Origin of the sequence: Clavibacter tessellarius (assembly GCF_001618005.1) — a bacterium.
In the GTDB taxonomy this organism is placed as follows: Bacteria; Actinomycetota; Actinomycetes; order Actinomycetales; family Microbacteriaceae; genus Clavibacter; species Clavibacter tessellarius_A.
This window is the reverse complement of record NZ_LQXA01000019.1, coordinates 38,434-61,604: the sequence shown is the minus strand read 5'-3', so window position 1 is coordinate 61,604 and position 23,171 is coordinate 38,434. Positions and strand designations below refer to the sequence as shown.

The window sequence follows — 23,171 nt, the reverse complement described above, 5'->3', positions numbered from 1 at the left end:
GGGCCGGTGTGGGTCCGGCTCCTGATCCTGCTCATCGCGGTCGCCGCGATCCTCTACTGCCTCGTCACCTGGGTCTTCCCCTGGGTCGACTCGATCGTTAACACCCAGGAAGTGACGGTGCACCAGTGACGCGCGTGCTCGTGATCGACAACTACGACAGCTTCGTCTACACGCTCGACGGCTACCTGCAGCAGCTCGGCGCGGAGACCGTCGTCATGCGCAACGACGACCACGCGGACGCGGACATGGCGGGTGTCATCTCGGAGTACGACGCCGTGCTGGTCTCGCCGGGACCGGGCAAGCCCGCGGACGCCGGGGTGTCGATCCCCACGGTGCGTGCGGCACTCGCATCGGGCACGCCGCTCCTGGGCGTGTGCCTCGGACACCAGGCGATCGCGGAGGCGTTCGGCGCGACGGTGACCAACGCCGAGGAGCTCATGCACGGCAAGACCTCGCTCGTCACGCACGATGACGGCGACTTCTACCTCGGCGTGCCGCAGCCGTTCACGGCGACGAGGTACCACTCCCTCGCCGTGGTCGACGGCACCATCCCATCCGACCTCGTGGTCACGTCGCGCACCGAGGGCGGCGTCATCATGGGGTTGAGGCACGAGGCCGCGCCCATCGTGGGGGTGCAGTTCCACCCGGAGTCCGTGCTCACGGAGGGCGGCTACCGGATGCTCGGCAACTGGCTCGAGGGCGCGGGACTGGGCGGGGCGCGAGAGACGTCGTCCCGGCTGTCGCCGCTGGTCCGCATCGGCTGACACGGCTCCGCAGGCCGAGGTGCGTCGGGTCTCGACCGCCGCTCAGCCGCGCGGAGGGGCCTGCGTCGGCGCCGGAGCCGTGGGTGCCGGCGCGGGTGTTCCGCGGCCCGCGCCCGTGCAGTACGTGAGGGCCACGGTCGAGCGCTGGGCGACGTCGCCCGGGGGGACGGACTGCTGGCTCACGGGAGAGCCGTCCGCGCGGACGCAGGACGGGTCCCTCCGCGTGGTCACCGTGAGCTCGGAGGCCTCGAGCAGCGACTGCGCCTCGACCAGGGGCTGCCCGAGCACGTCGGGCATGGAGACTTTGCCGTTCGACAGCACGAGCTTGACGGTGGAGCCCTTGTCCACCTGCGCGGACGAGGCAGGATCCGTCTGCATGACGACGCCGTCGGAGACCGTCGGGGACGACTGCCTCACGACCTCACCGACCCTGAGGCCGGCGGACTGGAGGCCCGCGGTGGCCGTGGCCTCGTCCATGTTGGTGACGTTGGGGACCTGGACCTTGGGTGGTCCGGAGGAGACGAAGACATCGATCTCCGTCTTCGTCGCGACGTTCTCGCCAGCGTCGGGATTCGTGCGGAGGACCGTGCCCGCGGGGACCGTGGCGCTCGCCTCCTCGCGTTCGAGCGGCACGAGGCCCGCCTCCTGCAGGGCGCCCGCCGCGCTCGAGTACGTGGATCCCGCGACGTCGGGCACGGTGGGGCTGATGTCGGGCGGCGCGATGGAGCTGAGGCTGGTGACCCAGATGACGACGGCGATGAGGATGACGACCACGACGGTGACGCCGGCCCAGATCCACGGCACGGGCGGGCGGCTCTGGGTGCGGACGGTGCGGTCGTCGTCGACGCCCAGCTGGCGGAGCGCCTGCTGGGAGGAGGACGGGCCCGCGGGTGCGCCGAAGAGGGTGGCGCCCACGTCGGTGGTGGGTGCCTCGCGCTCGGGCAGGGTGCCCGCGGCGGCGCGGTCGAGGTCGGTGCGGAAGTCCGCGGCGGTCTGGAAGCGCGCGTAGCGGTCCTTCGCCATGGCGTGCAGGACCACCTGGTCGAGCTGCGGGGAGACGTGCTCCTGGACGGTGCTCGGTGCGACGGGCGTCTCGCTGACGTGCTGGTAGGCGACGGCCACGGCCGTGTCCGCGCGGAAGGGCGCCTGCCCGGTGAGCATCTCGAAGAGGACCACGCCGGCGGAGTAGAGGTCGGTGCGCGCGTCCACGGACTCGCCCTTGGCCTGCTCGGGCGAGAAGTAGCGTGCCGTGCCGAGGATGGCGGTGGTCTGCGCGATGGTGGCGGAGGTGTCGGAGACCGCGCGGGCGATGCCGAAGTCCATGACCTTCACCTGGCCGGTGGGCGTGACCATGATGTTGCCGGGCTTGATGTCGCGGTGGACGACGCCCGCGCGGTGCGAGTACTCGAGTGCGGTGAGGACACCGCCCATGATGCGGACGGCCTCCTCCTGCTCCAGCGGGCCGTCGGTGATCACGTCCTTGAGGAGGCGGCCCTCGACCCGCTCCATGACGATGAAGGGGACCGTGTGGGACGCGCCGTCCTGGTCGGTGACGACGTCCTCGCCGGCGTCGAAGACCCGGACGATGGTGGGGTGCGACATGCGCGCGGCCGCCTGGGCCTCCTGGCGGAAGCGGCTCCGGAAGGCGGGATCCTCCGCGAGGCCGCGACGCAGGATCTTGACGGCGACGCGTCGACCGAGTCGCGCGTCGACGCCCTCGTACACGTCGGCCATGCCGCCCCGGCCCAGGAGCGTCCCGATCTCGTAGCGTCCGCCGAGGACACGCGTGTCGGTCACGGTCTGCCTCTCGTCGGGTTCGGGATCAGGACGGGGATGAGCTTACCCGGGCTCCGCTGGGGATCCGGGGCGGAGCGCGGAGGGCGGGGGAGTGCTCGCGCGGCGCATGCCGATCAGGGCATGCGGTGCGTGCTGGAGATCAGCGAATGCCGATCCTCCTTGCCCGGAGGGGGCGTCGGCGCCATGCCGGTGGTGCCGCCTCCGGTGCCGCCTCCGGTGCCTCCGGTGCCATTTCCGGTGCCGCCTCCGGTGCCGCCGCCCGGCGTGGTGCCGCCTGGTGCCGCCTCGACCGCCACGGTGACGGTGCTGCTGTAGGGGGACTCGTTCGTGCCGCAGATGGCGAGGTACTTGACCGTGAACGATCCCGTGTTGTTGCCGGCCTTGATCTCCCCGGAGGTGGTCTGCGCGTTGGTCGGGTTGGTGCTCCCGCCCCACGTGCCCGTGGCGCCGCCGGAGACCGAGTCGGCCTGGATCTGGTAGCCGTTCAGCGTCTGGCCCGCCGGGCAGGAGTACGCGGGCCACGAGATGTCGACCGCCTGTCCGGCGCGCACGGTGGTGGGGTTCACCGTGGGGGTGACCGGCGCCGCGGTCGGCAGGGTCTGCGCGCCGTAGGCCGTGATCTGGATGGTGGCGCCCTTCGCGACGCTGCCGGTGGGGGTGATCGCGGTGACGCGACCCTCCTCCTCACCGGACGGTGCCGCGCTGCCCGTGATGACGGTGACCTTGAGGCCGAGGGCTGTCAGCTCGTTCGAGACCGTCTTCTGGTCGCGCCCGATGTAGTCCTCGCGCTTGATCTCGACGGTGGTCGGGGTGGGCGTCGGGGTGGGGGTGGGCGACGCGCTCGGCGTGGGGCTCGGCTCGGCGCTGGTCTCCGTGGGGACGGGGGCCGTCTGGTCGGACTGCCTGCCCGCGGTGGCGGCGATGAGCCCGGCGATGATCGCGGCGACCACCAGGACGGCGACGACCACGAAGATCCAGATCGCGCGCTTGCTGGCGCGCGGCTGCTCGGGCTCCTCGTCTTCCGCGTCGACCTCGTCGAAGTCGAAGGGCGACGCCGCTCCGGCGCGGGGCGCGGAGGACAGGACGGTGGTGGCGCTCGTGTCGGCTCGGCGGTCGGACGGCATGAGCTGGGTGGCCTGGGTGGGCGTGCCCGGATCCGCGGCGGCAGCACCGGCGACGGCGGCGACGGCCATGGTGGCGGTCGCGACGTCGCCGCGGCGCAGCGCCTGCGCGGCGCGCGCCAGATGCGCGGCGCTCTGCGGGCGGTCCGCCGGCTTCTTGGAGATGCAGGACATGACGAGGTTGCGGACGGGCTCCGCCACCGTGACGGGGAGCTCGGGCGGCTGCTCGTTGATCTGCGCCATGGCGATGGCGACCTGCGACTCGCCCGTGAAGGGACGGCGGCCGGCCAGGCACTCGTACGCGACGATGCCCATCGAGTACACGTCGGTGGACGGCGACGCGGGGTGCCCGCTCGCCTGCTCGGGCGAGAGGTACTGCACCGTGCCCATGACCTGGCCGGTGGCCGTGAGCGGCACCTGGTCGGCGATGCGGGCGATGCCGAAGTCGGTGATCTTGACGCGTCCGTCGGGCGTGATCAGCAGGTTGCCCGGCTTGATGTCGCGGTGCACGAGACCGGCCTGATGCGCGGCGTGGAGCGCGAGGGCGGTCTGGGAGATGATGTCGAGCACCTTGTCGCTCGAGAGCACGCGCTCCCGCTCGAGGATGGTCGACAGGGCCTCGCCGGGGACGAGCTCCATCACGAGGAAGGCGCTGCCGTCCTCCTCGCCGTAGTCGAAGACGTTGGCGATGCCCTCGTGGTTGACGAGCGCCGCATGGCGCGCCTCGGCTCGGAATCGCTCGAGGAACCCGGGGTCGCCCAGGTACTCGTCCTTGAGGATCTTGATGGCGACCTTGCGTCCGATGACGAGGTCGGTCGCCTCCCACACCTCGCCCATGCCGCCGATGGCGATGCGATCGCCCAGCTGGTAACGCCCTCCGAAGGTCAGTCCGCTCGTGGGTCTCATCTGTCCAGCACCGCCTCAATCACTTTCTTCGCCACGGGGGCGGCGAGGGTGTTCCCCGAGCCCGATCGTCCTCGTCCGCCGCCGTCCTCGACCAGGACCGCGACCGCCACCTTCGGGGACTCAGCCGGCGCGAAGCCGGTGAACCAGAGGGTGTACGGGTCGTCGGCGCCGTTCTGCGCGGTGCCGGTCTTGCCCGCCACGTCGACACCGGAGATTCTCGCATTTGTGGCGACGCCGCTCTGGACGTTGTCGATCATCATCCGCGTCATGGTGGCGGCGGTCTCCTTCGAGATGGGGTCGGCGAATCGGCTGGGGGAGAATCCGGACAGCTCGCTGAGGTCCGGGTTGAGGACGCTGTCGACGACGCTGGGCTTCATCACCTCACCGCCGTTCGCGATCCCGGCCGTGACCATGGCGGTCTGCAGCGGGGTGGCGCGGACGTCGAGCTGACCGAAGGCGGACTGCGCGGTCTGGGCGTCGTCGAGGTCGGGGGAGAAGGCGCTCTTCGCGCTCGCCATGGGGACGGCGATCGACTTCCCGTAGCCGAACGCCTCCGCCATCTTCGCTATCCGCTCGGAGCCGAGCGCGATTCCGAGCTGGGCGAAGGGGATGTTGCAGCTGAGGCGGAGCGCCGTGGCGATCGACACCTCGGGCTCGTTGCCGCACGCGCCCTCGCCGGCGTTCGTGATGACCGTGCCGGTGCCCGGGAGCGTGAAGGTGGACGGGTTCGGCAGGAGCGAGTCCGGCGTGTACCGACCGGACTCGAGAGCCGCGGCCGTGGTGATGAGCTTGAAGGTGGATCCGGGCGGGTTGAGGCTGTTGACGGCCCGGTCGATGAGCGGGTTCGCGGGGTCGGCGAGGAGCGAGGCGTAGCTCTGCTTCACGGCGGCCCGGTCGTGCGAGGCCAGGACGTTGGGGTCGTAGCCGGGCTTGGACACCATCGCGAGGATCTTGCCCGTGGACGGCTCGATGGCGACGACGGATCCCCGCAGCCGACCGAGCGCGTCGTACGCCGCCTGCTGGACCTTCGGGTCGATGGTGGTCTCGACCGACGCGCCCTTCGGCTCCTGGCCCGTGAAGGTGCGCGTGAGGCTGTCGAAGAACTGCGTGCCGCTCGTGCCGGTGAGGACGTCGTTCATGGCGGACTCGAGGCCCGTGGATCCCTGGCCGAGCGTGTAGTAGCCGGTGACCGCGCTGTACAGGTCGGGCTGGGCGTACGTGCGGAGGAACTTGTAGCGGTCGTCGACCGGGACCGAGGAGGCGATGGGGGTGCCGTCGACCAGGATCGCCCCGCGCTCGGCCGAGTAGCTGGCGATGATGGTGCGGGAGTTCCGCGGATCCGCCTGCAGGGTCGGCGCCGCGACCACCTGGATGATCGACGCCGCGACGAAGAGGGCCACGAACATGGCCAGGACGAACACGGAGACGCGCTTCAGCTCGCGGTTCACGACTCGACCACCAATCGGGGCTGGTTGCGGACGGTGTCGGACAGGCGCAGCAGCAGGGCCGCGATGATCCAGTTGGCGAGCAGCGAGGACCCGCCCGCCGCCATGAACGGCGTGGTGAGGCCGGTGAGCGGGATGACGCGCGTGACGCCGCCGATGACGATGAACACCTGCAGGGCGATGACGAACGACAGCCCGATGCCGAGCAGCTTGCCGAAGTCGTCCTGGCCTGCGAAGCCGATGCGGAAGCCGCGGGACACGAGCAGGAGGTAGAGGGCGAGGATCGCGAAGACGCCCGTGAGGCCGAGCTCCTCGCCGAGGCTGGCGAGGATGAAGTCGCTGTTGGCGAGCGGCGTGAGGTTGGGCATGCCGCTGCCGAGCCCGCGCCCGAACAGTCCGCCGTCGGCCATGCCGAACAGGCCCGTGACGAGCTGGAAGCTGCCGCCGTTCGCGTCGTAGACCGCGGGGTCGAACGGCTTCAGCCACGCGTCGACGCGCCCGCCGACGTAGCCGAGGGTGCTCGCGCCAAACGCGCCGCCGAGGAACAGGACGGCGCCGAGGACGACCCAGCCGATGCGGCCGGTGCTGACGTAGGTCATGACGATGAAGAGGCCGAAGTACAGCAACGACGTGCCGAGATCGCGCTGGAAAACGAGGACGCTCATCGAGACGGCCCACACCAGGAGGATCGGTCCGAGGTCGCGGACGCGCGGGAAGCGCAGCCCGAGGACCTTGACGCCCACCATCGAGAGGCTGTCCCGCGCCGTGACGAGGTAGCCGGCGAAGAAGACCGCGAGGCAGATCTTCGCGATCTCGCCCGGTTGGAACGAGAAGCCGCCGATGTGGATCCAGACGCGCGCGCCGTTGATGTTCTGACCCAGGACCGGGAGCATCGGCAGCAGCAGCAGGATGAGGCCCACGAACATGGCGATGTAGCGGTAGCGCTGCAGCACGCGGTGGTTCTTCAGCAGCACGATGACCGCGAGCGCGCACACGATGGCGAGGCCCGACCACACGATCTGTCGCACGGCCACGCTGTCCCAGCCGGAGTACCCGCCGGCGAGGTCGAGGCGGTAGATGGCCGCGATCCCCAGGCCGTTGAGCACGGTGGCGATGGGGAGGATGAACGGATCCGCGTCGGGCGCCAGCCAGCGCAGCGCCACGTGCATGCCGAGCACGAGGACGGCGAGGCCGGTGGCCGGGAGGAAGAAGCTCCGGTCGAATGCGCCGAGCGCGCCGAGCTGCACGAGGTAGAGGGCGCCGCCGTTGATGACGGACGCCAGCACGACCAGCGCGAGCTCGAGGTTCCGGAGGCGGCGGGGCACGCGGATCCGCGGGACCCTGGGCGCCTTCTCGCGCCCGCGCGCGGAGGCGACCGCCGCGCCGGCGCTAGCCACCCGCGGCCTCCTGGAGCCGGTCGACGATCTCCTCGGCGCCCGAGAGCGAGTCCGCGTTGATGGTCTGCTCGACCTGCTGGCGGTAGAAGGGCTGGAGGTCGGCGACCTGCACCTCGGTGCGGGCGTAGACGTGGGACAGCTGGATCGGGCCGATGGTCTGCTGCACGCCGTTGTAGACCGCCACCGAGCCCTCGGACTCGCCCACGTAGTAGCGCGACTGGGTCCAGCGGTAGCCGAGCACGCACGCGAGCACGAGGCCGGCGAGGATGAGGGCGACGCCGACCAGCCAGGTGATGCGGCGGCGGAGCGCGCGCCGCCGGTCCTCGGCGATGAGCGCCTCGAGGTACTCGTCCGACTCCGGCTCGAACTGGGCGTCGCGCGCCGCCGTGCTCGCGCGCAGCGGGTGGAGCAGGAGCGACGGGATCCGGACGGCGCGCTTGGAGGGCTCGTCGCCGAAGGCGAGCGGCTGCGACGCGGATCCGACGAGCACGGGCTCCGGGTCGGGGCGGGCGGCGGCGGCCTCGTCGTCCTCGTCGAGCACGTCGACGACCACCACGGTGACGTTGTCCGGAGCGCCGTGGTCGAGCGACTCCTTCACAAGCGCGTCGGCGATGGTCTCCGGGGTGCCCGCGGTCGCGAGGATCTCGGTGATGCGCTCCTCGGAGACGTAGCTGCTGAGCCCGTCCGAGCAGAGGAGCCAGCGGTCGCCCGTGTGGGTGTCGAGCACCTGGGTGTCGACCTCGGGGGCCGCGTCGACGTCGCCGAGCACGCGCATCAGCACGGAGCGGCGGGGGTGCACGAGCGCCTCCTCCGGCGTGATGCGGCCGCTGTCGACGAGGCGCTGCACGAACGTGTGGTCGGCGGAGATCTGGCTGAGCTCGCCGCGGCGGAACAGGTAGATGCGCGAGTCGCCGATGTGGGCGATGGCGACATGCCGGTCGACGCGGGCCAGCGCGCTGACGGTCGTGCCCATCCCCGTGAGCTCGGAGTGCTCGAACACGGTCTCGGCGAGCAGCTGGTTGGCCGCGACGAGGCCGGCCTGGAGCGCGAACTCGGCGTCGTGCGCGGAGGCATAGGGCTTGTCGGTCTCGATGATGCGCTTGGTGGCCACCGCGGACGCGACGTCGCCGCCCGCGTGCCCGCCCATGCCGTCGGCGACGACGAAGAGGTGCCGCCCCGCGTAGCCGGAGTCCTGGTTGTTCGACCGGACCTTGCCCACGTGGGAGACGGCAGCGGCCTGCGTCACTGTCGCCATGCCGCTACCGCCTGAGCTCGAAGCTGGTCGCGCCGATGCGGATCGGCGTGTCGAGCGGCACCTGCGTCGGCACGCTCACGCGCTTGCCGTCGAGGAAGGTGCCGTTGGTGGAGTCGAGGTCCTGGATCATCCACTCGTCGTTCCAGAGCAGCAGGCGCGCGTGGTGCGTGGACGTGTAGTCGTCGCGGATGACGAGCCCCGACTCGCTCGAGCGGCCGATGGTGAGCGGCTCGGTGCCGAGCGGGATCTCGGTGCCGGCCTTGGCGCCCGACGTGATGACGAGGTGGCGGGCCGTGGACGTCGTGGCCTTGGCGCGCGACGGGACGGCGCCGGAGTTGGCGCCGGACGGCATCGACGAGATGGGCGGCGGCTGCACGGCCGCGGCGCGCGGCGCGGAGGCGGATGCGGCGTACGGGGAGGAGGGGAACGGGGATGCGCCGCCGGCGCCCGTCTCCTCGCGCAGCTTGCGGACCCGTTGGCCGAACAGGTCGGAGCGGAGCGCGTAGACGATGCCGAAGACGAAGAGCCAGAGCACCGCGAGGAACGCGAGGCGGAGGACGAGGAGGGTCAGCTCGGTCATGACGCTCCCCAGAACCCGTCGTCGCTGCGCTGGCGCTGCGGCTCGCGGCCGCCTCGCTCCTCGGTGGCGTGCGGGACGACGCGGAAGGTGATGGCGGTGCGGCCGATGCGGATGACGGACTCGGGCGGCAGCGGCGCCTTGGTGACCGGCGCGCCGTTGAGCTCGGAGCCGTTGGTGGAGCCGAGGTCGCGGACCTGGGCGCGGGATCCGTCCCACGCGATCTCGACGTGGCGGCGGGAGGTGCCCGGGTCGTCGACCGTGATGTCGGCGTCGCTGCCGCGGCCGATGACCGTGCGGCCGACCGCGAGCGGGTGGCGGGTGCCGGCGACGTCGACGACGGGCATCCACGTGACGCTGCCCTCGACCGTGCGGCTGTCGATGCCGAGGACGCCCTCCGACAGCTGGTCGTCGCGGCGGAAGGAGACCTGCACGACTCCCGCGAACTGGTAGCCCTGCGTGGACGCGTGCCGCTCGACCGCCTGGCGCAGCTCGTCGACGAGCGTGGAGCCGATGGACTCGATGCGCTCGTGGTCGGCGCGGGAGACGCGGAGGGTGAAGGAGTTGGGGACGAGGATGAGGTCGCGGTCGACGATGGCGGCGTGCGTGTCGAGCTCGCGTCGCAGCTGCGCGACGATCTCCACGGGCTGCAGGCCGGACTTGAAGGTCTTCACGAAGGCGCCGTTGACGGCGCGCTCGAGGCCCTTCTCGAAGTTGTCCAGGATTCCCACGTGTGATCCGTCCTCGCGCGGTCCTTCCGCGGATGAATAGTGCGATGTTAGCCAACTCGAGGGGCGACGCCCTGGACACGGGCCGCCGGGTGGGTGCGGATGGCCCCTGGGGAGGGCGGGAGGCGGGCCGCCCGGGCGCGGTGGCGGGGCGGTGGCGGGGCGGTCGCGGCGCGGGATCGGCTCCCCGACGTGATAATGTCGTCCGGTTGGCGCGAGTGGCGGAATTGGTAGACGCGCACGGTTCAGGTCCGTGTGTCCGTGAGGACGTGGGGGTTCAAGTCCCCCCTCGCGCACCAGCACAGCAGAAGGCCCCCGGGGAACCGGGGGCCTTCTCGCGTCCCGGGAGTCCCTCGGCCCCGCGGGGGTGCCGCGGGTCGTGCGGCGGACTCCCCGCCGACGTCAGCCGATCGGCGGCCCGGGTCAGCCGATGGGCGGAGGGATCGGATCCCGCGGCCGACGCGGTGGAGGGCCGAGGCTCCGCACACTGGGGACGTGACGCATTCGACGCTCGCCCCCGCCGCCCGCCCGATCCTCGCCGACAGCGCGGACCTGCCGCCCACGGTGCCCGCCGTCGCGCCCCCGGCCGGCGCCGCGCGGGTCGTCCTCCGGACCCTCGCCCGCCACCCGCTCGCCGCGATCGCCGTCCCCGCGGGCAGCGCGTGGATGGGCGTCATGGCCGGGCTCGGCGAGCTCGCGCACCCCGCCGCGACGGCCATCGCGCTCGCCGTCGTCGTGGCCGTGCTGGCCTGGTCGGAGAGCCGCATCGGCATCGTGCGCACCGCGGTCGTCGCCGCGATCGGCTCGCTCGCGCCGGTCGCCGTCGCCTCCCTCCTCCTCGCCGTGGGCCTCGCGCTCGGCGACCTCTACTCCCAGCTCGACGCGGCCGACCGGCTCTGGGCGCCGTCCGTCGTGATCGTGGCGGTCGCCGCCGCCGCCAGCCGCGGCCTCGCGCCGGCCCACCGCGACGGCCTCCGCGCCGCGGTCCTCGCTGCGGTGCTCGCGGGCCTGCTGGCCGGCGGCCACGGGGTCGACCTCACGCGCGGCGTCGCCCTCCTCATCGGACTGGGCCTCGGCCGCATCCTCGTGCCGCTCTCCACCCGCCCCGCCTGGCACGACGCCGCCACCTCCCATGCGCGGGTCGTCGCCGCGACCATGCTCGGCACGGTCACCCTCAGCTGGTGGATCGCCGCGGTGTCCGGCGACGCGATCGGGGTGCTCAGCACCATGGGCTCGCTGCTCGACCCCGGCAGCACCGTGGCCGTGCTGTGCGCGCTCATCCTCGCGGTCGCCCTGCTGCTCCGCGGCCGGCGCCTCGGGCTCGTGATGGGGATCACGGCCCTCCTCCTCGTGACCGGCCTCCTCGGCTGGTACTACACGGTCATCCCGCTCGCCGAGGACTGGTTCACCTTCACCGTCGCGTCGTGGACCGACCTCGAGCTCCCCGTGCTGATGCTCAGCACCTGGCTCGTGCCGGCGACCGCGCTCGTCGTGCTCGTCGTCCGCCGCCGATCGTTCACGATGCGCGCCGCCGCCGAGGAGCGCTCCGCCGGGCGCGAACGCGTGCTCGCGCAGCTGGCGCGAGCGGATGCCGGATCCCTCGGCTTCATGGGCACCTGGGCCGGCAGCAGCCACTGGTTCGCCGACGACGACGACGCCGCCTCCTCCTCCTCGGAAGGCGAGGCCGCGCACGGGGCCGTCGCGTACCGCGCCGCGCACGGCGTCGCCCTCACGGTGTCGGATCCGATCGCGACCGCGGCCGACGCGCCCGCCACGATCCGCGCCTTCGCCCGGCACTGCTCGGCGCGCGGTCTCGTGCCCGCGTTCTACAGCATCCACTCGTCCCACCTGCCGGTCTTCGCGGAGCTCGGCTGGAGCGTCACGCCGGTGGCCGAGGAGGCCGTGATCGACCTCGCGGGCTTCTCCACCTCGGGCAAGCGCCGCCAGGACCTCCGCACGGCGACGAACCGCGCGGCGCGCGACGGCGTCGACGCGCTGTGGGGCACCTACCGCGGGCTGCCCGAGCCCCTCCGCCGGGCGGTCGACGCGCTCAGCGGCGACTGGGTCGACGCGAAGGCGCTGCCCGAGATGGGCTTCACGCTCGGCGGGCTGCCCGAGCTCGACGACCCCGAGGTGCGGATGCTGCTCGCCGTCGACGCCACCGGCCGCGTGCACGGCGTCACGAGCTGGCTGCCCGTCTTCCGCGACGGCCGGCTCGTGGGACGCACGCTCGACGTCATGCGGCGCGGCGCGGATCCGATGCCGGGCGTGATGGAGTTCCTCATCGCGACCGCGGCGCGCGCCTTCCAGGAGGAGGGACTCGAGACGCTGAGCCTGTCGGGCACGCCGCTCGCGGGCGTCGGCCGGGGCCTCACCGGCGGGCCCGTCGACCGGGTGGTCGCACGTCTGCTGGCTGCGACCGGCCGGGTGCTCGAGCCGTCCTACGGATTCACGTCGCTGCTGCGCTTCAAGGCCAAGTTCGACCCGCGCTACGAGACGCTCTGGCTCGCCTGCCCGACGGCGGCCGACCTCGCGCCGATCGGGCGCGCGCTCACCTCCGCCTACGTGCCGACGCTTCGGATCCGGCAGCTCGTGGGCGCGCTGCGCGCGGCGGGCACCGCCCGGCGGGACGCCCGGCGCGCGACCCGGGCGGCCCGGCGCGCGGCCCGGGGCGCTAGCCTCGGCCTCGCGGGGGACCGCGGCGGCGCGACCGGCGTCGGCGTCGGATCCGCCATGGGGAGGCGGGACGCGTGAGCCACGCATCCGAGGCGCGCGACGACGCGGCCGTCCCCTCCACGCCGCCCGGCGCCGTCGTCACCGTGGTCGTGGTCGACGACGAGTCGCTCGTGCGCTCGGGCATCGCGATGGTGCTCGGCGCCTCGCCGCGGATCGCCGTGCGGGCCGCCGTCTCGAGCGACACCGCGGTGGCCGCCGTCCGCGAGCACGCGCCCGACGTGGTGCTCCTCGACATCCGGATGCCCGCGCCCGACGGCCTCACGATCCTCGCCGAGCTGATGGCGGAGCCCCGCCCGCCCGTCGTCGCGATGCTCACCACGTTCGACACCGACGACCAGGTGCTGGAGGCGCTGCACCGCGGCGCGTCGGGCTTCCTGCTCAAGGACACGGACCCGGAGCAGCTCGCCCGGCACGTGCTCACGCTCGCGTCCGGCGGCATCGTGCTCGCGCCCGGGCTCCGGCCCGGCCGGCTCTTCCGCTCGCTCGAGGACGACGCCGAGCGCGCCCGCGTCGCGCGGCTCGGCGACCGCGAGACCACCGTGCTGAAGGCGCTCGCCCGCGGGCTCTCCAACGCGGAGATCGTGGCCGAGTGCGGATTGACGCTCGGGACGGTCAAGGAGACGGTGAGCTCCATCGTGCAGGCGCTCGGCGTCGGCTCGCGCGTGGAGGCGGCCGTCGTCGCCGACCGCGCGGGGCTCGTGCCGCGGCGGTGATCCGGCCATGCGGCTGACGAGGCGGGCGCTCGCCGCGGGCACGACGACCGACGCCGCCACCGACGCGGATGCCGCCGCCGCCGATCCCAGGAGCCGCCCGACCGCCGCCGACCGCGTGCGCGCCGTGCTCGTCGACCTGCTCGTGGCCGGGGTCGCCGTGGCCCTCTCCTACGGGTTCCTGTCCGCCGCGCAGGCGTCCGGGGACGTCGCCGCGGGGATCGTCGCCTGCCTCGGCCTCGTGTTCCGCCGCCGCTGGCCGTGGCTGAGCGTGCTGGCCGCGCTGCCCGCCTTCTACGTCAGCGTCGCGTACGTCCCGCTCATGATCGCCCTCTTCGACCTCGGCCTCTCGCGCGCGCCGCGGTGGCAGGTCGCGGTGGCGACGGGCGCCTCCGTGGTCGCCTACATGGCGCCGCTCTGGCCGCCGGAGGACCTCCAGTTCCTGCTCGAGCCGCTGGTCGACGCGACCATCTACACCGTCGGTCCGCCGCTCCTCGGCGCCTTCCTGCGCGAGCGGCGCACGGCGGCCGCGCAGCTCCTGGAGCTGCGCGAGGCGCAGACGCTCGGCCAGCGGCAGGCGGCGCAGGTCGCGCTCGCGCGGGAGCGGGCGGTGCTCGCGCGCGAGATGCACGACGTGGTCTCGCACCAGGTCAGCCTCATCGCCGTGCAGGCCGGGGCGATGCAGGTGGGCGCGGCCGACGAGCGCTCCCGGGAGGCTGCGCGCACGATCCGCGGACTCAGCACGGTCACGCTCGAGGAGCTGCGCGGCATGGTGGAGCTGCTCCGCGCGGCGGGCGGGGAGCGGCGGGAGCTCGCGCCGCAGCCGACGCTGGAGGACGTGGCGGCCCTCGTGGCGGCCAGCGGGATCCGCGTGGAGACCGCCATCGACCTCCCCGGCGACCTGCCCGCGGCCGCCCAGCGCGCCGTCTACCGCACGGTGCAGGAGGGCCTGACGAACGCGCGGAAGCACGCGACCGGCGCGGCCGTGCGGATCACCGGCCGGCTCGACGCGGGACACGTGGTGCTCGAGGTGGATGCCGGCGCGCCGACGCTCCCGCTGCTCGACCTGCCGAGCGGACGCCACGGTCTGACCGGGCTCCGCGAGCGGGCCCAGCTGCTCGGCGGCACCCTGACGGCCGAGACGCGCGCCGACGGATCCCACCTGCTGCAGCTGCGCTTCCCGCTCTGAGGCGGGTCGGCGCCGGGCAGGTCGGCGCAGCTCAGCGGCCGGCCGTCGAGGCGGGGACCGCGGCCGGCTCGACGTCGGTCGCCGGCTCCGGGCCGGGCCAGATGGTCCAGCCGACGGGCCAGATGGTGCAGATGCCGAGGAGCACCGTGAGGCGCGCGATCCAGTCCTCGAGCGCCCGGGTGCGCGCGGCGTCGCCGACGAACGCGATGGCGGCGAGCAGCAGGGCGCAGGCGATCGCGTAGGCGACCACCGTGAGGATCCACATCCGCCACTCGTAGCGCACCTTGGCGCGGCCGGACCGGGCGGGGCGTGCAGGCGTCGGTCCGCCGGCGAAGCGGTGGGCGAAGCGCGCGTCGAGCCAGCGCACCATCGCGTGGCCGAACGCGACGGATCCGCCGAGGTACGCGGCGGCGAGGCCGTGGGTCCAGTCGGCGGTGGCTCCGCCGCGGAGGTCGATGGCGGCGGCGACGAGCAGCACGAGGTCCACGACGGGCACGCACGCGAGGAGCACGGCGCCGAGGCGCGGGCGACGGAGGGCATAGCGGACGGCGAGCCCGGCAGCCAGCACGACCCAGAAGCCGATCTCGCAGGCGATGATGACGACGACGATCATGCGCGGACCCCCGTTGCTCGACTGGTCCCACCGTATCGACGCGGGGCCCGGCGGCGACGCCCCAGATCAGGGGCGCCCGCCCGGCGGCGGATCAGCCCTGGCGGGCCTTGTTCCGCGGGTTCTTCTTGTTGATGACGAAGACGCGGCCGCGTCGGCGCACGACCTGCGCGCCGGGCAGCTTCTTCAGGGCCTTGATCGAGTTGCGCACCTTCATGGTGGTCCTTTCATGAGAACTATTCTCAATAGACTAGCGGCATGCCCGCTCGCGACCGATCCACCCCCGTGCACCCGCAGCCCCAGCCGCCGTCCGGCGTCGTGCTCGTCGTCGGCGAGGGATCCGCGCTCCGCTCCGTCCTGCGCGACGCCGTCGACGGCTCCGCGGCCTCGCTCCTCGTCCTGCCGCCCGAGGAGGCGGATCCGGTCGAGCCCATCGCGCGCTTCCTCGACGACCTCGCCGAGCGGGGGCCGGGCACCGAGGCCGTCGTCGGGATCCCCGCCACCTCCGACGCCCGCGCGACCGGCATGGGCCTCGACCTCCTCCTCCGCCAGGAGCGGCGGCTGCAGCGCGCGCTCGGCGGGATCGGATCCGGCTTCGGGCTGCGCCACGTGGTCTCGGTCGTGCCCGCCGACCGCCTGCACGTCATCGGGTTCGGCCGCGTGGAAGACGCGTTCGCGGAGGCGGAGACCCTCGTCGATCTCGTGGAGTACGCGACCGTCGTGGTGCTCACGGGCATGGCGCGCGTGCCGCAGGAGGCGCGCGGCCTCGTCGTCGCGCTCGTGCGGCGGCTCGCGCCGCGGGCGACCGTGCTCGACGCGCGCCGCCCGCTGGCCCTCGACCGGTTGCCGCGCTGGGGCGACGTCGCCGGCCTCGCCGCCTCGGCCGGGTGGATGCGCGAGCTGACCGCCGCGGGCGTCGCCGAGCGTCCCGCGGACCTCGAGCGGCTGACGGGACCCGTGGGATCCGTCGTCGTGGGGGACCCGCGGCCCCTGCACCCGCAGCGCCTCGCCGACGCGGTGGAGGAGGAGCTGCGGCCCGACCGCGCCGGGCTCGTGCTGCGCTCCAAGGGCTTCGTGTCGCTCGCGTCGCGGCCGGGGGAGGTGGGCGGCTGGTCGAGCGTCGGGTCGATGCTCACGCTGCAGCCGACCGGGATCGACCCGTGGACCGAGGGGGCGCCCGTCGGGACGGAGATCGCGTTCTTCGGGATCGGGCTACGGCCGGCCGTGCTGCGGCGCGCGATCGGGCGGGCCGTGCTGACGCCGGCGGAGCTCGCGGCCGGGCCCGACGCGTGGGCGCGGTACGCGGATCCGTTCCCGCGGGTCGACGCGGGCTGAGCTCCGCGACCGGCTCCGGGGGTCGCCGGGCCGCGGCGGCGCGCCCGGAAGCCGGGCGATGGTGACGGCCAGCCGAGAGCGGATCCGCGCACCTGGGCACTGCTCGACCTCCGGCGTTCAGTGGGGAGGTGAAGCAGAACCGCGCCGCAGAGGGCAGCACCCGCACGACCGACGACCGCACCGACCACCGGACCGATGCCGCCGAGGACCGGCCCGCCGACGTGCCGCCCGCCGCCGAGGACCCCGCCATGGTCCCGGAGCCCGCGCCCGGCCCGGAGCCCGAGGACGCGCTGCGCGTCGCCCGCGAGTCGTTCGGCTGGGACGAGCTGCACGACGGCCAGGTGCGCACCATCGGCCCGCTCGTGCGCGGCCGCGACGCGCTCGTCGTGATGCCCACGGGCTACGGCAAGTCCGCCATCTACCAGGTCGCCACCGTGCTGATGGAGGGCCTGACCGTCGTCGTCTCGCCGCTCATCGCGCTGCAGGCCGACCAGGTGCAGAACCTCGAGGACGCGCCGGCCGCGCCGCCCGCGCGCGTGATCAACAGCACGATCCGCGGGACGGCGCTCGACGAGGCGTGGGCCACGGTGGAGGAGCCCGGCGCGCGGATCGTGTTCCTCACGCCCGAGCAGCTGGCGCGCGACGAGGTCGTCGCGCGGCTCGTGGCCCGCGGGGTGTCGCTCGTGGTGATCGACGAGGCGCACTGCGTCGCGTCGTGGGGCCACGACTTCCGGCCCGACTACCTGGGGCTCGGCGGCGTGGTCGACGCGCTCGGGCATCCGCCCACCGTGGCGATGACGGCGACGGGCTCCACGCCGATCCGCGTCGAGATCGAGGAGCGCCTGGGGCTCCGCGACCCGTTCGTGCTCTCCTCGGGCTTCGATCGGCCGAACATCCGGCTCGAGGTGCGACGGCACACCGAGGAGGCGGAGAAGCGGCGCGCGATCGCGGCCCACGTCGTGGAGCAGACGCAGCCGGGCCTCGTCTACGTGGCGACGCGGAAGGACGCGGAGCAGTACGCCGAGGAGATCCAGGCGGCGGGGCTGCGCACCGCGGCGTACCACGCGGGCCTCCCGGCGGCCGAGCGCGAGCGCGTGCAGCAGGCGTTCCACGAGGACGACGTGGACGTGGTGGTCGCCACGAGCGCGTTCGGCATGGGCATCGACAAGCCGACCGTGCGATACGTGATCCACGCGGCGCCGCCCGAGTCGGTCGACGCGTACTACCAGGAGGTCGGGCGGGCGGGGCGCGATGGGGAGCCGGCCGTCGGGATCCTGCACTACCGGGCCGAGGACCTCGGGCTCCGCCGGTTCTTCGCGGCGCGCACGCCGAAGCCCGCGAGCCTCCGCGACGTGTACGCGGCGGTCGCGGTGGCGGGCGTCGACGGGCCCGTGCGGCCCGCGGCGGTCGCCGAGCGCGCCGGCATGTCGCCGCGCACGGTCGGCGGCGTGCTCAACCTGCTCGTGGACGCGGGCGTGCTCGGATCCGCCCACGACGGCGCGTTCGTGCGCGAGGAGCTGGATCCGCGCGAGGCCGCGTCGCGGGCGAAGGAGGTGGCCGCGGAGCGCGAGCGGATCGAGGTCTCGCGGCTCGAGATGATGCGCGGCTACGCCGAGGCGCCGCACTGCCGCCGCCAGTTCCTCCTCGGCTACTTCGGCGAGGAGTCGCCGGAGCGCTGCGGCAACTGCGACGCGTGCGACCGGCTCGCGGAGGACGACGCGCACGAGGAGGCGATGGGGGCGGCGGTCGCCGACGGCGTGGACGCTCCCGCGGACGACCCGTTCTCGCCGCAGTCCGCCGTGACCCACGCGGAGTGGGGGCCGGGCACGGTCATGAGCGCCGAGGACGACCGGATCACCGTCTTCTTCGAGAAGGAGGGGTACCGCGTGCTGTCGCGGAAGCTCGTGGCGGAGGGGGCGCTGCTGCAGCCGGTGTGAGGGGCGGGTCTCGGGCGCGCATCGGGGCGACGTCGGCTGACCGGTCGGAGTAGCCGCATAGCGTCGATGCAGATGCATGGATATCGGCGTTGGCCTACGTTGTCATCAGCGGGATGGGCCCTTCGGGTGGGACATCTCGCGGGGGTCGACGTCTCCGGGGGGAGACGAGCTCGACCGCCCGGCCCTCCGTGCACGGAGGCCGGGCCACACCCTTCCCGCGGTGCCGTTCCCGAGCGGCACCGCGGCCCCGGCCGGACGCGCGGCGCTGGCCCGCCCGGTCGCGCGAGGCGGCCGCTGGCAGGCTCGGAGGATGACGCCTCCCGGATCCGCCGCCCACGATGCCCGGCACGACGCCCCGCGCGATGCCCGGCACGACGCCGCCCACGCGCTCGACGTCGACCGGCTGCTCGCGGGCGTCGCGGAGGACGACGGCGGCGTGGTCGACGACAGCATCCCGCAGCTGGCCGACGCGGATCCGTCGCTCGCGGGCATCGCGGTCGTCACACCCGACGGCCGCACGCACGCGGCCGGCGACAGCGCGCACCCCTTCTCCATCCAGTCGGCGGTGAAGCCCTTCCTCTTCGCGCTGGCGCTCGCCGACACCTCAGGCGACGCGCTCGACGCCGTGGGCATCGAGCCGACGGGCGAGTCGTTCGACGCGATCAAGCTGGAGAGCGGCACCGGCCGGCCGCCGAACCCGATGGTGAACGCGGGGGCGATCCTCACGGCGAGCCTCGTGCGCGGATCCACCCTCGAGGAGCGCACGCAGCGGATCCTCCAGGGACTCAGCGCCTTCGCCGGACGCGACCTCGAGGTCGACGAGGAGGTCGCGGAGAGCGAGCGGCTCCTCGGCGACCGCAACCACGCGCTCGCCCACCTCATGCGCTCGGAGGGCACGCTGCACGTCTCGGCCGACGACGCGGTGGCCGCCTACGTCCGGGCGTGCGCCGTGCTCGTGACCGCGGAGTCGCTCGCCGCGATGGGCGCGACGCTCGCCTGCGGAGGTCGTGACCCGTCGACGGGGTCACGCGTGGTCTCCCGGGCAGTGGCGCGCGACGTCGTCTCGGTGATGGCGACCTGCGGCGTCTACGACGGCTCCGGCCGGTGGATGCGGCGGGTCGGCGTGCCCGCGAAGTCGAGCGTCTCCGGCGCCATCGTCCTCTCCGCGCCCGACCGCCTCGGCGCCGCCGTGTTCAGCCCGCCGCTCGACGACCAGGGCACGAGCGTGCGCGGCGCGCGCCTCGCGCAGGGGCTCGCGGACGGGCTGGGGCTGCACGCGTTCGGGTTCGCCGGCGGCGCGCGTGACTCGGACGCCGGATCGCTCTAGCGGCGCGACCCGGCCCGACCGCCGGCGCCCGCAGCGCGCCGCGCCCGCCGCCGGGCCCGCTCCGCCGCATCCGCCATCGCCTCCGCGTGCGCGGTCTTGGCGCGGCCGATCGCGGCGTCGTCGTCGCGGCGGATCGCGAGGCCCTCGGCCACCTGCGCGCGGATCCCGCGGATCGAGTCGCGGAGCGTCGGCGCGAAGTCCGCGTGCTCCTCGTCCGGCTGCTCCTCGCCCTCCGGGTAGCGGCGGAGCTCGGCCGACGCGTCCTCGGTGGAGGAGCCGTCGCCCGGCCGCCGCTCGAGGTGGGCGAGGCAGAGGCGGGCCACCTCGTCGGCGTGCGCGTGCATCACCGAGTGGGCGGCGCCCGGGATCTCCCACAGCCGCGCGCGCGGCAGCAGCCGGCCCATCTCCTCGACCCAGGCGCGCGGGGCGACGGCGTCGTGCTCGCCGCGGATCACGAGCGTGCTCGCGCGGATCTCGGGCAGCCGGGCCTCGATCGGGAACGACATCATCCGCGGCAGCACGCGGAGGAACCAGCGCACGCCGCAGACGAGGTACGCGCGGACGGCGAGCACCTTGATCCGGCTCGGCTCGCGCACCGAGGAGCGCAGGAAGCGGAGGGCGGCGCGCGGCACCGAGCGCGCGGCCGGGTCCACCACCGGGCTGATGAGCACGACCGTGCTGATCCCGGGCCGCCGGGCCGCGAGGTCCGCCACCACCTGCGTGCCCATCGAGTGGCCGACGAGCACGGGGTCGTCGAGACCGAGCGCGTCGATCGCGGCGCCCACGAGGTCGGCGTAGTCGCGGATCGCGAGCGCGCGGCCCGGGTGAGCGACGCCCGCGAAGCCCGGCAGGTCGAGCGCGTGCACGGTGCCGCGCTCGTCGAGGTGCGGGGCGAGGCGCTCGAAGTAGTCGGAGCTCACGCCGATGCCGGGGACGAGCACGAAGGCGCGGTCGTCCGGCGTGCCGAGCGTGCTGATCCGCACGGTGAGGCCGCGGTGCACGATGCGGGTGACGCGGACGGTGGTGCCGGGGCGGCCGCGCTGCGTCATCCGGTGCCTCCTGCGGCGGGTCCGTCCGCCGCCCCCACGCTAGGGCACGCGCGCCGCGCATCCCCGCGTGCCTCGGCTGTCGATCCGGTACGCATGTTTCCGTAGTGGGTATAGTCCCGCCCATGACCGCCACCGCCTTCTGGATCCTCACCGCGCTCGCCGCCGGACGCCGCCACGGGTACGCCGTGCTCGCCGACGTCGCGCGCCTCAGCGACGGGGAGGTGACGCTGCGGGTGACCACGCTCTACGCGTCGCTCGACCGGCTCGTGCGGGAGGGGCGGATCCGCGCGGCGGGCGAGGAGGTCGTCGACGGCCGCGCCCGGCGCTACTACGAGATCACCGACGCCGGCCGGGGCGAGCTGCAGGAGGAGGCCGACCGCCTCCAGGCCCGGGCCGCGGCCGCCCGCGCGAGCATCGCCGCCGCCTCCGCGCCCGCCCGGCCGCGCCGGGTCGCGACCCCGCGCGCCACCGCGACGGCGGCGCCCGCGTGAGCCGCGATCCGCGCGTAGGCCGCGATCCGCGCGCAGGCCGCGACCCGCGCGCAGGCCGGGATCCGCACGTGAGCCGCGGCCCGCGCGACGACGACGGCCGCGCCGATGACCGCCGCGCCGCGGACCGCCCCGCCGCCTCCGACCGCCGCGCCGCCTACGCACGGCTCCTCCGCTGGTACCCCGCGGCCTGGCGCCGGGCCGACGGGGACGTGATGCTCGACACCCTCGAGGAGCACGCCGACGCCGAGGGACGCCGCATCCCCTCCCGCGGCGAGGCGTGGTCCCTCCGCGCCCACGGGCTGCTCGAGCGGATGACTCCGCGGGCGATCCTCGTGCTCGCGACGGTCGCGCTCCTGTTCGCCGTGGCGCTGCCGGCGGCCGCGTTCTCGTCCGTGCTCCCCGGATCGCCCGTGCTCCTGGCGATGCCGTGGGCCGGCGCCCTCCTCGCGACGGTCGCGCTGCTCGGGCTCATGGGCCGGTCCGGGGGGCTCCGGGCCGAGTCGGCGCTCGCGGCGGCGGCGCTCGCCGTGCCCTCCTGGATCCTCGGCGGTCTCGCCGCCGCATCGTGGTCGGTCGGGTTCGACGAAGCCGACGCGGGCGTGCGGCTCAGCCCGTTCGCCTCCGCGTTCGCCGAGCTGACGCTCGCCTCCTGGCTGCTCGGGGCGGCGTCACTGGCGGTCGTGCTCGCGGGGTTGCTCCGGATCCGCTCGGCCGTCGCCCGCTGGATCGTCGCGGTGGCCGTCGCCCTGCCCGGGGCGCTGCTCGTGGGCCTCGTCGCCCTGTCCTCCGGCGCGTGGGCGCTCGCCATCGCCGCGCTGATCGCGTCGGCGCGGTCGCGGTCGCGGTCGCGGTCGCGGTCGCGGTCGCGGTCCCGGTCCCGGTCGCGCTCGGGCGGGCGCGGTGGCGCCCGCACGGCAGCCGGACCCGGGTCTGCGCCCGCCGCCCGTGCGCCGCTGTCGGCCTCCGGTCGCCGGGCCGTCGTGATCACGTCGCTCGTCGGATCCGCCCTCGGGCTCGCCTGCGCCGCCTTCGCGCTCACGGGGAGCGCCTGGCTGCCCGCGGTCGGCGACGCGACGGACGCCATGCGTATGGGCCTCGCGGCGGGGTCGAACGTCGCGCTCCTGCCGATCGTCGCGGGAGCGGCGGCGCTCCGGCCGCGGCTGGGCGGCGTGGTCATCCCCGCGACCGTCGCCCTGGGCGCGGCGCTCGCGACCGTCGTCGTCGGTCACGTGGCATCGGGGGCGGACGCCGGATCCGGTCGGCTCCTGCCGCTCGCCGCTGGGTTCGTGGGCGTGGCGGGAGCCGCCCTCCTGATCCCGGTGCTGCCCCGCGGGCGCCTGCTCCGCGCGGTGATGGCGGTCGGCATCGCGATCGGCGTCGCCGCTGTCCTCGGCATGACGATCGCCGTCACGGCCCCCTTCCTCGCGCCGGTGCTCGGCGTCGTCACGGCCGTCCTCGTGTCACGGGGCGCGCGGGCACCCCGGCGGCCGCAGCCCGCCTAGCCCGTCGCGGTCCGCCTCAGGCCGCAGCATCCCCGCTCGACAGGCACAGGCAGGACGGGTGCCCCGCCGGATCCGCGGACACGTCGAAGCGGAGAGCCGGTCGTCGGCTGCGTGCACCTCATCCCCGAGGAGCCCACCCCGATGGTCCAGCGGGCGACCCGTCGCTCGTGCGGTCGACGCCGCATACTCCTCGAGATCGGATGTGTCAATCGATCTCGACGCCCGCGCGAGCCGCCGATCCGGCTCGTATCGTCGCCTCCACTCGCCGGTGCCCCAGCGGTCGGAGCGAGGTCAC

20 protein-coding genes and 1 tRNA gene are annotated in these 23,171 nt (G+C 74.3%); 11 read left to right on the top strand and 10 right to left on the bottom strand.

Features of this window, described 5'->3' with window-relative positions; all coding sequences use genetic code 11:
- The first annotated feature begins 6 nt into the window (after window positions 1–6).
- Window positions 7–129 carry a hypothetical protein gene (locus AWH51_RS16555; RefSeq protein WP_302621240.1) on the top strand — a complete coding sequence of 41 codons (123 nt, stop codon included), beginning with the start codon at window positions 7–9 and terminating at the stop codon, window positions 127–129.
- Entirely contained in the window at window positions 126–764 is a 639-nt protein-coding gene (locus tag AWH51_RS04430) for an anthranilate synthase component II (RefSeq protein ID WP_063070909.1), read from the top strand. Before AWH51_RS16555 ends, AWH51_RS04430 begins: the two co-directional genes overlap by 4 nt.
- Window positions 765–806: 42 nt before the next feature.
- Here the strand turns inward: AWH51_RS04430 and pknB are convergent, their stop codons facing one another.
- The 7 genes from pknB to AWH51_RS04395 form a co-directional block, all read right to left on the bottom strand.
- Window positions 807–2,561, bottom strand: coding sequence for a Stk1 family PASTA domain-containing Ser/Thr kinase (gene pknB, locus AWH51_RS04425; RefSeq protein WP_063070908.1), 1,755 nt, complete (start codon window positions 2,559–2,561; stop codon window positions 807–809).
- 113 nt (window positions 2,562–2,674) lie between these two features.
- A complete protein-coding gene (locus AWH51_RS04420; RefSeq protein ID WP_063070907.1) occupies window positions 2,675–4,588 on the bottom strand; it encodes a serine/threonine-protein kinase in 1,914 nt (637 codons plus the stop codon).
- The gene (locus tag AWH51_RS04415; protein ID WP_063070906.1) at window positions 4,585–6,036 is read right to left on the bottom strand and encodes a peptidoglycan D,D-transpeptidase FtsI family protein; all 1,452 of its coding nucleotides are present in this window, start codon (window positions 6,034–6,036) and stop codon (window positions 4,585–4,587) included. The genes AWH51_RS04420 and AWH51_RS04415 overlap by 4 nt, the downstream gene beginning before the upstream one ends.
- Window positions 6,033–7,430, bottom strand: a complete 1,398-nt coding sequence (locus AWH51_RS04410) for an FtsW/RodA/SpoVE family cell cycle protein (protein ID WP_063070905.1) — start codon at window positions 7,428–7,430, stop codon at window positions 6,033–6,035. The genes AWH51_RS04415 and AWH51_RS04410 overlap by 4 nt, the downstream gene beginning before the upstream one ends.
- Window positions 7,423–8,685, bottom strand: coding sequence for a PP2C family protein-serine/threonine phosphatase (locus tag AWH51_RS04405; protein ID WP_063070904.1), 1,263 nt, complete (start codon window positions 8,683–8,685; stop codon window positions 7,423–7,425). The genes AWH51_RS04410 and AWH51_RS04405 overlap by 8 nt, the downstream gene beginning before the upstream one ends.
- Before the next feature lie 4 nt (window positions 8,686–8,689).
- Window positions 8,690–9,265 carry an FHA domain-containing protein FhaB/FipA gene (locus AWH51_RS04400; RefSeq protein WP_063070903.1) on the bottom strand — a complete coding sequence of 192 codons (576 nt, stop codon included), beginning with the start codon at window positions 9,263–9,265 and terminating at the stop codon, window positions 8,690–8,692.
- Complete coding sequence (locus tag AWH51_RS04395; RefSeq protein ID WP_063070902.1) at window positions 9,262–9,993, bottom strand: FhaA domain-containing protein; 732 nt, start codon at window positions 9,991–9,993, stop codon at window positions 9,262–9,264. The genes AWH51_RS04400 and AWH51_RS04395 overlap by 4 nt, the downstream gene beginning before the upstream one ends.
- A 209-nt stretch (window positions 9,994–10,202) precedes the next feature.
- On the opposite strand from AWH51_RS04395, the gene AWH51_RS04390 reads away from it, so the two are divergent.
- From AWH51_RS04390 to AWH51_RS04375, 4 genes are all read left to right on the top strand, one after another.
- Window positions 10,203–10,289: transfer RNA gene (locus AWH51_RS04390), tRNA-Leu, on the top strand.
- Between the two features lie 196 nt (window positions 10,290–10,485).
- Window positions 10,486–12,744: a bifunctional lysylphosphatidylglycerol flippase/synthetase MprF gene (locus AWH51_RS04385; RefSeq protein ID WP_063070901.1), complete on the top strand. Its 2,259-nt coding sequence runs from the start codon at window positions 10,486–10,488 to the stop codon at window positions 12,742–12,744.
- Entirely contained in the window at window positions 12,741–13,439 is a 699-nt protein-coding gene (locus tag AWH51_RS04380; protein WP_063070900.1) for a response regulator, read from the top strand. The genes AWH51_RS04385 and AWH51_RS04380 overlap by 4 nt, the downstream gene beginning before the upstream one ends.
- 7 nt (window positions 13,440–13,446) lie before the next feature.
- Complete coding sequence (locus AWH51_RS04375; protein WP_063070899.1) at window positions 13,447–14,625, top strand: sensor histidine kinase; 1,179 nt, start codon at window positions 13,447–13,449, stop codon at window positions 14,623–14,625.
- Window positions 14,626–14,656: 31 nt separating this feature from the next.
- On the opposite strand, the gene AWH51_RS04370 is transcribed toward AWH51_RS04375, so the two are convergent.
- Both AWH51_RS04370 and ykgO read right to left on the bottom strand, forming a co-directional pair.
- A complete protein-coding gene (locus AWH51_RS04370) occupies window positions 14,657–15,238 on the bottom strand; it encodes a hypothetical protein (protein WP_063070898.1) in 582 nt (193 codons plus the stop codon).
- A 91-nt stretch (window positions 15,239–15,329) separates the two neighbouring features.
- Window positions 15,330–15,452, bottom strand: coding sequence for a type B 50S ribosomal protein L36 (gene ykgO, locus AWH51_RS04365; RefSeq protein ID WP_063070897.1), 123 nt, complete (start codon window positions 15,450–15,452; stop codon window positions 15,330–15,332).
- Window positions 15,453–15,493: 41 nt separating this feature from the next.
- Here ykgO and AWH51_RS04360 point away from each other — a divergent pair, with 41 nt between their 5' ends.
- From AWH51_RS04360 to glsA, 3 genes are all read left to right on the top strand, one after another.
- Window positions 15,494–16,570 carry a GTP-binding protein gene (locus AWH51_RS04360; protein ID WP_063070896.1) on the top strand — a complete coding sequence of 359 codons (1,077 nt, stop codon included), beginning with the start codon at window positions 15,494–15,496 and terminating at the stop codon, window positions 16,568–16,570.
- A 128-nt stretch (window positions 16,571–16,698) separates the two neighbouring features.
- Window positions 16,699–18,507, top strand: coding sequence for a RecQ family ATP-dependent DNA helicase (locus AWH51_RS04355; protein WP_063070895.1), 1,809 nt, complete (start codon window positions 16,699–16,701; stop codon window positions 18,505–18,507).
- A 310-nt stretch (window positions 18,508–18,817) separates the two neighbouring features.
- Complete coding sequence (gene glsA, locus AWH51_RS04350; RefSeq protein ID WP_063070894.1) at window positions 18,818–19,834, top strand: glutaminase A; 1,017 nt, start codon at window positions 18,818–18,820, stop codon at window positions 19,832–19,834.
- Here the strand turns inward: glsA and AWH51_RS04345 are convergent.
- Complete coding sequence (locus AWH51_RS04345; RefSeq protein ID WP_063070893.1) at window positions 19,831–20,883, bottom strand: alpha/beta fold hydrolase; 1,053 nt, start codon at window positions 20,881–20,883, stop codon at window positions 19,831–19,833. The two genes, glsA and AWH51_RS04345, sit on opposite strands and share 4 nt — an antisense overlap.
- A gap of 122 nt (window positions 20,884–21,005) precedes the next feature.
- On the opposite strand from AWH51_RS04345, the gene AWH51_RS04340 reads away from it, so the two are divergent.
- Entirely contained in the window at window positions 21,006–21,374 is a 369-nt protein-coding gene (locus AWH51_RS04340; RefSeq protein ID WP_063070892.1) for a PadR family transcriptional regulator, read from the top strand.
- A 68-nt stretch (window positions 21,375–21,442) separates the two neighbouring features.
- On the top strand, window positions 21,443–22,876 hold the full coding sequence (locus tag AWH51_RS04335) for a hypothetical protein (RefSeq protein WP_063070891.1): 1,434 nt from the start codon (window positions 21,443–21,445) through the stop codon (window positions 22,874–22,876).
- Window positions 22,877–23,171 lie beyond the last annotated feature (295 nt).

Bases quoted from the DNA above. Each gene is read 5' to 3' on its own strand.
- AWH51_RS04420 (WP_063070907.1), bottom strand. From the start codon at position 4,588: ATGAGACCCACGAGCGGACTGACCTTCGGAGGGCGTTACCAGCTGGGC.
- AWH51_RS04405 (WP_063070904.1), bottom strand. From the start codon at position 8,685: ATGGCGACAGTGACGCAGGCCGCTGCCGTCTCCCACGTGGGCAAGGTC.
- AWH51_RS04400 (WP_063070903.1), bottom strand. From the start codon at position 9,265: ATGACCGAGCTGACCCTCCTCGTCCTCCGCCTCGCGTTCCTCGCGGTG.
- AWH51_RS04375 (WP_063070899.1), top strand. From the start codon at position 13,447: ATGCGGCTGACGAGGCGGGCGCTCGCCGCGGGCACGACGACCGACGCC.
- AWH51_RS04370 (WP_063070898.1), bottom strand. From the start codon at position 15,238: ATGATCGTCGTCGTCATCATCGCCTGCGAGATCGGCTTCTGGGTCGTG.
- ykgO (WP_063070897.1), bottom strand. From the start codon at position 15,452: ATGAAGGTGCGCAACTCGATCAAGGCCCTGAAGAAGCTGCCCGGCGCG.
- AWH51_RS04360 (WP_063070896.1), top strand. From the start codon at position 15,494: ATGCCCGCTCGCGACCGATCCACCCCCGTGCACCCGCAGCCCCAGCCG.
- glsA (WP_063070894.1), top strand. From the start codon at position 18,818: ATGACGCCTCCCGGATCCGCCGCCCACGATGCCCGGCACGACGCCCCG.
- AWH51_RS04345 (WP_063070893.1), bottom strand. From the start codon at position 20,883: ATGACGCAGCGCGGCCGCCCCGGCACCACCGTCCGCGTCACCCGCATC.
- AWH51_RS04340 (WP_063070892.1), top strand. From the start codon at position 21,006: ATGACCGCCACCGCCTTCTGGATCCTCACCGCGCTCGCCGCCGGACGC.